This is a genomic window from Paracoccus tegillarcae, from assembly GCF_002847305.1.
GTDB classification, from domain to species: domain Bacteria; phylum Pseudomonadota; class Alphaproteobacteria; order Rhodobacterales; family Rhodobacteraceae; genus Paracoccus; species Paracoccus tegillarcae.
The window spans coordinates 1,800,221-1,812,111 of record NZ_CP025408.1; the positions used below are offsets into that span (position 1 = coordinate 1,800,221).

Here is an 11,891-nt window from a genome sequence, read left to right on the forward strand (position 1 = left end):
TTCCGCCGGGTCGTTAACTCGGAGTTGCGTGCGCGTTAAGCGCCCACCCTGAGGGAGGAACCGATGAAGTTACTTGGCGCGACCGCAATTGCGGCGATCATGATGACACTGCCCGCCGTGGCACAGGTCACAGAAGAGGATCTGGCAAGCGATCAGACTGTCACCCAGACGGTGCTGACCAATGGCATGGGGCGCGATCTGCAGCGCTTTAGCCCATTGGATCAGATCAACAAGGAAAACGTCAGCCAACTGGTGCCCGCATGGGCCTTTTCGATGGGCGGCGAAAAGCAGCGCGGACAAGAAGCGCAACCGCTGATCTATGACGGCATCATGTATGTCACCGGCTCTTACTCGCGGCTTTACGCCATCGACGTGAACACCGGCGACGAGTTGTGGCAATATGACGCCCGCCTGCCCGAAGGCATCCTGCCCTGCTGCGATGTGGTCAACCGCGGTGCGGCGATCTATGGCGACAAGATCTTTTTCGGCACTCTGGACGCGCGCATCGTCGCGCTGGACCTGAAAACCGGCGACGTGGTCTGGCGTGACCAGATCGCGGATTACAAGGCGGGCTACAGCTATACCGCCGCGCCGCTGATCGTGGACGGCATGGTCATCACCGGCAATTCCGGCGGCGAATTTGGCGTCGTTGGCGAAGTGCAGGCCCGCAATGCCGACACCGGCGAGATGGTCTGGACCCGCCCGGTGATCGAAGGTCACATGGGCACGCTGAACGGCGAAGACAGCACCATGACCGGCACGCTGAACGCGACCTGGCCGGGCGATATGTGGAAAACCGGCGGCGGGGCGACCTGGTTGGGCGGCTCTTATGACGCTGACACCGATACGCTGGTCTTTGGCACCGGCAACCCGGCGCCGTGGAACAGCCATCTGCGCGATGCAGGGGCGCCGACCGAAGGCAATACCGGCGACAACCTCTATGCCGCCTCGCGCCTTGGCATCGACCCGAAAACCGGCGAGATCAAGTGGCACTTTCAGTCGACGCCGCGCGAAGGCTGGGATTATGACGGCGTGAACGAAGTCGTTGCCTTCACCGATTCCGAAGGCGCCAAGAAATTCGCCACCGCTGACCGGAACGGCTTTTTCTATGTGCTGAACCGCGAAGATGGCGCGTTCATGAATGCATGGCCCTTCGTCAAGGACATCACCTGGGCCAGCGGTATCGACGAGACCGGACGCCCGATCTTCAACGAGGACAACCGTCCCGGCGATCCTTCCGCTGCGACCGAGGGTCAAAAAGGCGAAACCGTGTTCTCGGCACCCGGCTTCCTGGGTGGCAAGAACTGGATGCCCATGGCCTATAGCCAGAATACCGGGCTGTTCTATGTGCCGTCGAACGAATGGGGTATGGATATCTGGAACGAGCCTGTCGCCTACAAGCAGGGCGCGGCCTATCTGGGTTCGGGCTTTACCATCAAGCCGATGTACGAGGACCATATCGGCTCGCTGAAGGCCGTCGATCCGATGACCGGCGAATGGAAGTGGGAATACAAGAACGAAGCCCCTCTGTGGAGCGGCGTGATGACCACCGCCGGCGGTCTGGTCTTCTTCGGCACACCCGAAGGCAAGTTCCTGGCGCTGGATGACGAAACCGGCGAAGAGCTGTGGTCGTTCCAGACCGGCTCGGGCATCGTCGGTCAGCCTGTGACCTGGGACATGGACGGGCAGCAATATGTCTCGATCGTCTCGGGCTGGGGTGGCGCCGTGCCTCTGTGGGGCGGCGAAGTTGCCAGCAAGGTCAACTATCTGAACCAGGGCGGCATGGTCTGGACGTTCCGGATCCCGACTGCGGCAAGTTCGGCCGCGGCTGATCCCGCCGAAGAGGCCCCGGCAGATGAGGCCTCCAGCGGCTGAGACCGCAAGGCATACGCTCACTGCCAAAGTGGCATGACTGCTCCGCCAGCCTTGAGTTGGCGGGGCTTTTTCTTTGGTCGGAGGGTGGCTTTTCGCTAGCCAAGGCAGCAGTTTGCGTGGTCGCGCCGATACCTTTCCGCCGCATGTCGAAGGAAAAGGGAACCACGGCCATCACCTGATTTGTGCAACAGAGCGCCACCGCCCTCTAAACGGGTCGCTATTTCTCAAAGGGATGCCGCCGAATGGACCTGACCCAAATCCTGACATTTACCGGCGTCGCGGCAATGTTGGTCATGTCGCCCGGTCCAAACGGTCTGCTGATCGCCAAAACCGTTCCCACCTTGGGGCGCGCAGTTCGGGCTTTCAACGCGGTTTTCAGGCCTTCACCGGGGCCGTGTCCATCGGCTTCGGGTTGAAATTGTCTGCATTCAGTCAAGGCTGAAAGATATTAATATTACATTATATTTATTTAATTAATTTGATATTAAATTAAAATAATGTTATTTTAATTAAAATAAGTAAATCAAATATTAAATTAACGCCGCTCGCATGACCACGGCAATTGGGCGCAGCGGCGTCTGTGGCGGAGTGCCGATATGCGTTTCATGTCCCAAGGGCTAATGGCTGCGGCAGTGCTGGTCGGTACGCTGATCCCGACCGCAGCCCCGGCGCTGAATATCGAGTTGGTTTACGACCCGAATATCCCCGGCGCGATTGATCCTTGTGTTCCCGCCTCAGATCCGTTGTTGCACTGTGGTCGCGACGCCGATCTTGCGCGGATCATGCGGGCGGCGGCAGATCACTGGTCCTCGATCATTCGCGACGATCAGGACATTCTGATCCGCTATGGCTGGCTATCACCCGAGGTAAGCAGCCTGCCGGACGCCAATGCCCTATCCTTGGACGCTCAGGGTCTTCCGACCGAAGGCCGGATCCGAATCCCCGCCGATGAAAGCTATTTCTTCGACCCCACGCCCGATCTGGACGAGGAATATCCGATGCGCCCCAAACTACTGCGCACCATGCGCGAGGACGAGAATCTGGACGCCATTGTCGGTGACCCGATAGAGATATTCGAGGTCGCCTATAACGGCATGAATACCGACATCAGATCTGACCTCCTTACCGCAGCGTTGCACGAGATCGGCCATATTCTTGGCTTTGACCGCGACATCATCTCGGCAGAGCCTGACCCGGTCTGTACCTCCGATGACCTGCAAATCGCGGTGCCGGGCTATGTCGCGGGTGCGGCAGGGGTAGCGCTGCTCGGTTTCAGCAATGCCGGCCGCGCGCAGGATTGTCAGCACCTCGCGTTGGGCGGGATCGCCAGTTGTCGCCTTCCCACACCGGCTGGCCAAGACCCCGAGGACAACAACAGCACCGGGCCCAGCACCTCTCCCGGCATTCGCCTGCATGAATGTGTCGAGCATCAGGCACTGATGTGGACGGGAATCTTGCCATGGCGGCGCGTGCGACCCGGTCTGGCCGAAATCGGCGCTCTGGCAACGGCCGCGGGCTGGCAGGATATCCGGCTGCCACGCAGCTATCTGCGGCGCCAGGGCTTTCTGGATCAGCCGCAAACCTGGTTGGGGGGCCGTGTGCCCGGACCCGATGATCCGGTCTTTGTGGTCCGGCAGGCCGCGAATTCGCAGATCACCCGGTTGCGGGTGCGTCAGGATGCGGGGATCGACAGCCTCTATATCGCCGATAGCGACCGGGTCGTGGTCGAACAGGGGCGGCTGGCCGTGCGCGGCCTGACGACCATCGCCGGCGCATTCAGCGAAACCGGCCCCTTGCGCCCGCGACCGCAGCCACCCCAGCAGGGCGACGTGGTGGTCCCGATGCAGGATACCAGCCTGCGCGTTCGACCTGACGCTTGGGCGGTCAGCGCCGAGATGATGATCGAACGCGGGGGGCGGTTGCAGATGCGCGGCGGATCAGCCCGCGTCGCGCGCCTGGAAAACGAAGGCGGCATCGACGGGCATGGCCGGGTTGAAATCGCCGACAGGCTGGATTCCGAGGCGATGATCATCGCCCGTGGCGGGACGCTGCGGATCGTCACCGACAATCCGGCGCCGGGTTCGGTCACGACCTCGCCGCCGGTGGTGGATCTTGACGGGCAGGATTTCCTGCACATGCCCGATGCCTTGCTGCGTGCCGTAGAGGGCGATCTGGTCATCGACGCTATTCTGGCCGACCGGCTCAGCGCGCGGATCGAGGTCGGGCCCGGCCGCTCGATCACATTCGCGGATGGCTGGCAGCAAAGCTTTACCCAGAACGCCGCGCATCTGCTGCATCTCAGGGGCACCGCACCAGTGGCCGAAGTCCATGGTCACACCCGATTGGGCGGGCGTCTGGTTGTTGATGGGCTGGGCCGCTTTACAGGTGATCTGGTGCTGGAGCTGTCTGCCCAGTTGGAACTGGATGCCACCGGCCAGCCGGGGCAGGGCGATCTGGTGATCGTCGATGGCACCGCAACCCTGGGCGGCGATCTGACCCTGCGGCTTGCGCCGGGCTATGTGCCGGCGGCGGGCGATGAAATCCCGCTGGTGACCTATGCGGCGCATAGCGGTCAGTTCAACACCATCACATGGCCGGAACTGTCGCCGGGGCTGGTCTTTGGCATCGACTATCGTGATGACGGCGCTTTTGCGGTGGTCCGGATCGGGTGCAGTGGCGCGCCCACGATCCTGGGCACAGAGAGTGCCGATATCCTGACCGGCACCGCCGGCGACGATACGATCTTCGGGCTGGGCGGGGACGATGTGATTCTGGGCGCTGGCGGCAATGACTGTATCGATGGCGGCGCCGGCAACGACGTCATCACTGCCGGACCCGGCGACGACACGGTTGATGCAGGCGCGGGGCAAAACATCGTTTCGGGCGGCGCCGGCACCGACCAATGCGTCGGCGGAGGGCTGATCCAGGGCTGTGAAGGTCCCTGAGGCTGCACGGCTGTCGCGGTTGGCCTATTGAAATCAGGGTGATTTTTCCTGATAAGCCGATTTATGAGCGACAGCACCCAACCCTCAAAAGAGTTTCTCTTTCTGCGCCACGGACAAACGGACTGGAACGCGCTTGGCTTGCTTCAAGGGCGTTCGGACAGGCCGCTTGACGCAACAGGAATGAAGCAAGCCCACGCGAGCGCCGGGCTTCTTTCGGCAGAGAATATCGGCTTCATTGTCAGCAGCCCTTTGTTGCGAGCACGCCAGACCGCAGATGTCGTGTCAGAGGCACTTGGTGTGCCGGTAACGAATGACCAAAATCTCATTGAACGTGGCTTTGGCAGCCTTGAAGGGCGTCCGGTCAATGACATTGTATCGGATGCAAAAACCGGCCTGAACATAGCCTCAAGCAAAAACCTCGCGCCCGACGCCGAGCCATGGGAGGACGTGTGCAAACGTACAATGGACGCAGTCACCCACTGGCTAACCAGCCAGCCAGACGAGCGGATTTTGTTCGTAGGGCATTTTGGTGTGATGAGCGCAATTTGCGAGCAACTCGTCGGAGTGGTCAAACCGGCAAAGAACGCCACGCCCTATCGTTTCGTCAAAGGTCTCAGCAATTGGGAATTGATGGAAGTGAGAGAGCGCTAGAAACAGGCTGCATTGATCGTCTCGCAAGCCTTTTGCGGCTGCGGCGGTCGGCCCGGCCAGATCGAAGATCGACAAATCAGCTCATCCGATTTTCGAGTGTCCTGTGGCTCAAGGTCCGGATTCGAGGCGGATGTGCTTGACGGTCGGGTCAAGATTGCCTGACGCGATCTGAGGGCGTTCGACACCGGCCAGCGGTTTACCCGACCTCTGTATTGGCCTGACACGCCCGCGCTGCCGTTGGCAAAGGACCGACGGCTGACCCCAGAATGGGCGCAATTCGATATTTTTCCCCCAAATTGCCTTGCGGCGCCCGCTTGCGGGCCGGAAATGGCTTCCTATATAGACCATCGAAGGCCGGCCCAAGGACAAGAGGGGTCGGGCATCTTTGGGATCGGGCCTTGGGGGCCATAACGGACCTGAGGCCCAGAATATCGCCGCAAGAAAGGTAGAATGTATGTCTAAAGTCATCGGGATTGACCTCGGCACCACCAACAGCTGCATCGCGATCATGGATGGCAGTCAGCCTAAGGTCGTTGAAAACAGCGAAGGTACGCGCACGACGCCCTCGATTGTTGCCTTTACCGAAGGTGAACGCCTCGTTGGCCAGCCCGCCAAACGCCAGGCCGTGACCAACCCCACCAACACCATCTTTGCCGTCAAGCGCCTGATCGGCCGCCGCCTGACCGACCCCGAGGTCGAGAAGGACAAGAAACTGGTCCCCTATGACATTGTCGATGGCGGCAATGGCGATGCCTGGGTCGAGGCGCGCGGCGAGAAATATTCGCCTTCGCAGATCAGCGCGATGATCCTCGGCAAGATGAAGGAAACCGCCGAGAGCTATCTTGGCGAAGAGGTGACGCAAGCCGTCATCACCGTCCCCGCCTATTTCAACGACGCACAGCGTCAGGCCACCAAGGATGCCGGCAAGATCGCTGGCCTCGAAGTGCTGCGCATCATCAACGAGCCGACTGCCGCTGCGCTGGCCTATGGTCTGGACAAGAAAGAATCGAAAACCATCGCGGTCTATGACCTTGGCGGCGGTACGTTCGACATCACCATTCTGGAAATCGACGACGGTCTGTTCGAGGTGAAATCCACGAACGGCGACACCTTCCTGGGTGGCGAAGATTTCGACATGCGCATCGTCAACTATCTGGCTGACGAATTCAAAAAAGAGCATGGCGTCGACCTGACCAAGGACAAGATGGCCCTGCAGCGCCTGAAAGAGGCGGCTGAAAAGGCCAAGATCGAACTGTCATCCTCGACCCAGACCGAAATCAACCAGCCGTTCATCTCGATGGACAAGGAAAGCGGCGTGCCGCTGCACATGGTTGTCAAACTGACCCGCGCCAAGCTGGACAGCCTGGTCGGCGATCTGGTCAAGAAGACGATGAAGCCCTGTCAGGACGCGCTGAAAGATGCCGGCGTCAGCAAGGCCGAGATCGACGAAGTGATCCTGGTCGGTGGTCAGACGCGTATGCCGATGGTGATGGAAGAGGTCACCAAATTCTTCGGCAAGGAACCCCATAAGGGCGTGAACCCTGACGAGGTCGTGGCACTTGGCGCAGCCGTTCAGGGCGGCGTTCTGCAAGGCGACGTGAAAGACGTGGTTCTGCTGGACGTGACCCCGCTGTCGCTGGGCATCGAAACGCTGGGTGGCGTGTTCACCCGTCTGATCGACCGCAACACGACCATTCCGACCAAGAAGGGCCAGATCTTCTCGACCGCCGAGGATAACCAGAACGCTGTGACGATCCGGGTTTTCCAGGGCGAGCGTGAAATGGCTGCCGACAATAAGATGCTGGGTCAGTTCAACCTCGAGGACATTCCGCCCGCTCCGCGCGGTCTGCCGCAGATCGAGGTGACCTTTGACATCGATGCCAACGGCATCGTGTCGGTATCCGCCAAGGACAAGGGCACCGGCAAGGAACAGAACATCACCATCCAGGCCTCGGGCGGCTTGTCCGACGAGGATATCGAGCGGATGGTCAAGGATGCCGAAGACAACGCCGATGCCGACAAGGATCGTCGCGAACTGATCGAAGCCAAGAACCAGGCCGAAAGCCTGATCCACACGACCAAGAAGTCGCTGGAAGAGCACGGCGACAAGGTCGACGGCTCGACCGTCGAGGCGATCGAACTGGCCATCGGCGCGCTGGAGGAATCGATCAAGTCCGAGGATGCCGGCAAGATCAAGGGCGGGATCCAGAACGTCATGGACGCGTCCATGAAGCTGGGCGAGGCGATCTACAAGGCGCAGGCAGACGAGGGTGGCTCGGCCGAGGCCGAGGCCGATCCGGATGGCCCGCGCGACGTCGATGACGACATCGTCGACGCCGATTTCGAAGATCTTGACGACAGCAAGCGCAAGTAAGCAAGACACACCCCACCGGCCGGTCCGCCACTGCGCGGGCCGGCCTTTTCCGTGAGGGTCCCGAACTGGAAACTACATGGCAAAACGCGATTATTACGAAGTTCTGGGTGTGGCTCGCGGCGCTTCGGGCGACGAGATCAAGAAAGCCTACCGCCAAAAGGCGAAAGAACTGCACCCCGACCGCAATCAGGACGACAACACCTGCGAGGCCCGCTTCAAGGAAGTGAACGAGGCCTATGACTGCCTCAAGGATGGCCAGCGCAAGGCCGCCTATGACCGCTTTGGCCATGCCGCCTTCGAGAATGGCGGCTTTGGTGGCGGGCGCGGGCAGCAATCGGGCGATTTCGGCTCGGCATTCGCAGATGTGTTCGACGATCTCTTTGGCGACATGATGGGCCGCCGTGGCGGCGGCGGTGGCCGCAGCCGCGCGCAACGCGGGCAGGACCTGCGCTATAACCTGCGCGTCACGCTGGAAGAGGCCTATGAGGGCCTGCTGAAAAAGATCTCGGTGCCCGGATCGGTCGCCTGCGAGGAATGCAACGGCACCGGCGCCGAGGGCGCGACCGAACCGGCGACCTGTCCGACCTGTTCGGGCATGGGCAAGGTCCGTGCGCAGCAAGGCTTTTTCACGGTCGAGCGGACCTGCCCGACCTGTGGCGGTCAGGGTCAGATCGTCAAGAACCCCTGTAAATCCTGCGCGGGGGCTGGCCGGATCGAACGCGAACGCGCGCTTTCCGTGAATATCCCTGCGGGCGTCGAAACCGGCACCCGCATCCGCCTGGCTGGCGAGGGCGAGGCCGGGATGCGCGGCGGGCCGGCGGGTGATCTCTACATCTTCATCGAGGTGCAGGAACACGCGATCTTTCTGCGCGACGGCAAGGTGCTGGCCTGTCAGGTGCCGGTCAGCATGACCACCGCCACCCTCGGCGGCGAGGTCGAGGTGCCGACAATCGACGGCGGCCGTTCACGCGTCAAGGTTCCAGCGGGCAGTCAGTCGGGGCGTCAGATGCGCCTGCGCAGCAAGGGCATGCCGCCGCTGCGTCACGGCGCTGGCGCTCATGGCGAACCGGGCGACATGCTGATCGAACTGGTCGTCGAGACGCCGGTCAACCTGACCGCGCGGCAAAAGGAACTGCTGCGCGAATTCGATAGCGTAAAGGCCGACAACAGCCCGCAATCGGATAACTTCTTCAAGAAGGTCAAGGGCTTCTGGGACGACATGACGCGGCAATGATGCGCCGCCTGCGGGCGGTCATCCCTGTGCCTTGACCCCCGCCAGCGCCTGAACCTCGGCCCAGACCCCGTCATCCACCGGCACCCCGTCCAGCAGGTTCTCCCCGCGCGTGCGCATCGTATTCTGCCCCGGATAGGTGACGCCACGCCCGGCCTCTGCCGGGGTTGAACTGGCCAGATGCGCGCTCATCCCGGCGATCACCTCTTGCAGATGCGCGGCGCTGCCCAATCGCTCGGGATCGAAGGCGATGAAGATCTGCGAACAGCCGGTGCAGCTGCCTGCACCCACCTTGTCGATGCCATCGGTGGCCAGCCCTTCGGACAGGATCGCCGCCAGCACATCCAGCAGAATCGCCAGGCCCGAGCCCTTCCACATACCGGTGGGCAGGATACGTCGGGTCGCCTCGATGGCGGCGGGGTCGCTGGTCAACTCGCCCGTCTCGTCAAAGCCGCCGGGATAGGGCAATTGCCGCCCCGCCTGCCGCGTTACCTCAAGCTTGCCATAGGAATATTGCGACATCGCCATATCCAGCACCACCGGGGTGCCGCCGGCGCCCGGCACCGCGATGACCAGAGGATTGTTGCCCACCCTCGCATCGGTGCCGCCCCAGGCTGGCATGACCGATTCCGTGTTGGTCCAGGCGATCAGCGCCCGCCCGGCCTCGGCTGCGCGCCAGCCATAGGCGCCGCCGCGCATCCAATGCGTCGTGTTGCGCAGGGCGACGATGCCGCAACCCTGATCGGCGGCGATTTCGATGGCGCGGTCGGTCGCGGACAGCGCGTTCAGAACGCCCGGCCCCCGCTGCCCGTCCCAGATCTCGATCGGCCCGACACTGCGGACCAGCGCAGGTTCGGCCTCTGCGTCGATCCAGCCCGTGTTCAGATATTCGACAAAGCGCGAAACCCGGTTCAGCCCATGCGAGGGCACCCCATCGCGGCTTGATTCGGCGTGCACGCGGGCACAGAGGCGCGCCTTTTCAGGTGACAGGCCCGCCCCAAGGAAGGCCTGCTCTATGCAGCCGGCCAGCGTCTCGAAATCCACTCGTGCCATGTCAAACCTCCTACATATCGGCGGCATTGAACGTCTTTTCCTGGACAGAGGGAACCGCGATTAACCGAATTTTGACGCGTCTGGTGCAAATATTCCGGCATGGACCTGACACACGCCTTTGCCGAAGCACCCTTGCCGCTTTTTGCGCTGGCGCCTGATGATGTCGGGCCGGTTCAGGGCCAGGAACCTGATCGGGCGCAAGCACCGAACCGCGACAAATCGTCGCCCTCTTGCCCGGCTGATCATCGTTTCCGCCTGCGAAATCGCCTTTTGCAATGTGGTGCTGCGGCAGTATCGGATGACGAACTTCTGGAACTGATCCTGTTTCGCGCCATGCCCCGTCTGGACCCGCAACCGCTGGCGCAGCGGTTGCTGGACATGTTTGGGGATTTCAACCGCGTCATCTCGGCCTCTACCGCGCGGTTGGGGCAGGTTCCGGGCGTTGGTCCGGCCGTGATCACCGAATTGAAGATTGTCGAGGCATCGGCGCAGCGGCTGGCGCGCGCACGCGTTCTGAACCGCCCGGTTATGTCGGGATGGCAGGCGCTTTTGGATTATTGCCACACCACCATGGCCCATGCCGAGACGGAACAGTTCCACGTGCTGTTCCTTGACCGCAAAAACTGCCTGATCACCGATGAAAAGCAGGCGCAGGGCACGGTCGATCATGTGCCGGTCTATCCCCGCGAGATCATGCGCCGGGCGTTGGAACTGAACGCCTCGGCCATCATCCTTGTGCACAATCACCCCTCGGGCGATCCGACCCCGTCCGAGGCAGACATTGCGATGACCCACCAGATCGCGCGCGCCGCCGACAGCCTGTCGATCACGCTGCACGATCACATCGTCATCGGCAAATCATGTGAAATCAGCTTTCGCAGCGAAGGCCTGATCTGACGGCGCGCGGCGGCGATTCGCGCGGCCCGCATGCCACCCATTTGACCCACATCACAATTTCATTGAATGCGCGGGCAGGGCCTCTGGCTTTGTCTCATTGGGCTTGCAGGGTTGGGGCAGTTCACAGCGGGCGCGACAAATTTCCAACGGTGCCCGACTTTTGCCACGCAGGACGCAGGCGAACCCGCTGGACTGACGCGGATTTGATCGCTACAACGCCCCGGCAAATGGCTGCAAACTATGCGGCCGGATTGTCGCACCGCCAAGCATAAGGCCCGAACTGGAGAAAAACCCGTGTCCAACGTAGATGATCACGCAGGCACCCGGAGGGACTTCCTCTATTATGCCACGGCCGGGACCGGTGTGGTGGCCGCAGGGGCCGCTGGCTGGACCCTCGTCAACCAGATGAACCCGTCTGCAGACGTTCAGGCGCTGTCGTCGATCCAGGTCGATGTAAGCACCCTTTCTGTCGGCACGCAGCTGACGGTGAAATGGTTGGGCAAGCCCGTGTTCATCCGCCGCCGCACACCCGAAGAGATCGAGGCAGGCCGCGCCGTCGATCTGGGCGATCTGATCGACCAGAACGCCGAGAACGCCAACCTGCCGGGCGAACCCGCGACAGACGAGAATCGCACCCTGGACGAAGCCGGCGAATGGCTGGTCCAGATCGGTGTCTGCACCCATCTGGGCTGCGTGCCCATCGGCGAGGGCGCTGGCGACTTCGGTGGCTGGTTTTGCCCCTGTCACGGTAGCCACTACGACACTGCCGGACGTATCCGCCGCGGCCCCGCGCCGCAGAACATGCATATCCCGGTGGCGGTGTTCCTGAACGAAACCACCATTCAACTGGGCTGAGGAGGGCACG

The 11,891-nt window shown here is 61.8% G+C and carries 8 protein-coding genes; 7 read left to right on the forward strand and 1 reads right to left on the reverse strand.

What is annotated here, in order from left to right:
* Positions 1-63 precede the first annotated feature (63 nt).
* From CUV01_RS08840 to dnaJ, 5 genes are all read left to right on the forward strand, one after another.
* Positions 64-1,875: a PQQ-dependent methanol/ethanol family dehydrogenase gene (locus CUV01_RS08840; protein ID WP_101460148.1), complete on the forward strand. Its 1,812-nt coding sequence runs from the start codon at positions 64-66 to the stop codon at positions 1,873-1,875.
* A 596-nt stretch (positions 1,876-2,471) separates the two neighbouring features.
* Entirely contained in the window at positions 2,472-4,820 is a 2,349-nt protein-coding gene (locus CUV01_RS08850; RefSeq protein ID WP_157994823.1) for a calcium-binding protein, read from the forward strand.
* A gap of 63 nt (positions 4,821-4,883) precedes the next feature.
* Positions 4,884-5,471, forward strand: coding sequence for a histidine phosphatase family protein (locus CUV01_RS08855; protein WP_101460150.1), 588 nt, complete (start codon positions 4,884-4,886; stop codon positions 5,469-5,471).
* 454 nt (positions 5,472-5,925) lie between these two features.
* Positions 5,926-7,845 carry a molecular chaperone DnaK gene (gene dnaK, locus CUV01_RS08860; RefSeq protein WP_101460151.1) on the forward strand — a complete coding sequence of 640 codons (1,920 nt, stop codon included), beginning with the start codon at positions 5,926-5,928 and terminating at the stop codon, positions 7,843-7,845.
* Positions 7,846-7,921: 76 nt separating this feature from the next.
* Complete coding sequence (gene dnaJ / locus CUV01_RS08865) at positions 7,922-9,079, forward strand: molecular chaperone DnaJ (RefSeq protein WP_101460152.1); 1,158 nt, start codon at positions 7,922-7,924, stop codon at positions 9,077-9,079.
* Positions 9,080-9,097: 18 nt separating this feature from the next.
* Here dnaJ and yiaK read toward each other — a convergent pair whose 3' ends face one another.
* Positions 9,098-10,129, reverse strand: coding sequence for a 3-dehydro-L-gulonate 2-dehydrogenase (gene yiaK / locus CUV01_RS08870; protein WP_101460153.1), 1,032 nt, complete (start codon positions 10,127-10,129; stop codon positions 9,098-9,100).
* Between the two features lie 99 nt (positions 10,130-10,228).
* Here yiaK and radC point away from each other — a divergent pair, with 99 nt between their 5' ends.
* Both radC and petA read left to right on the forward strand, forming a co-directional pair.
* Complete coding sequence (radC, locus tag CUV01_RS08875; protein ID WP_101460154.1) at positions 10,229-11,026, forward strand: RadC family protein; 798 nt, start codon at positions 10,229-10,231, stop codon at positions 11,024-11,026.
* Positions 11,027-11,320: 294 nt separating this feature from the next.
* Positions 11,321-11,881, forward strand: a complete 561-nt coding sequence (gene petA, locus CUV01_RS08880; RefSeq protein ID WP_101461977.1) for a ubiquinol-cytochrome c reductase iron-sulfur subunit — start codon at positions 11,321-11,323, stop codon at positions 11,879-11,881.
* The last annotated feature ends 10 nt before the right edge of the window (positions 11,882-11,891 follow it).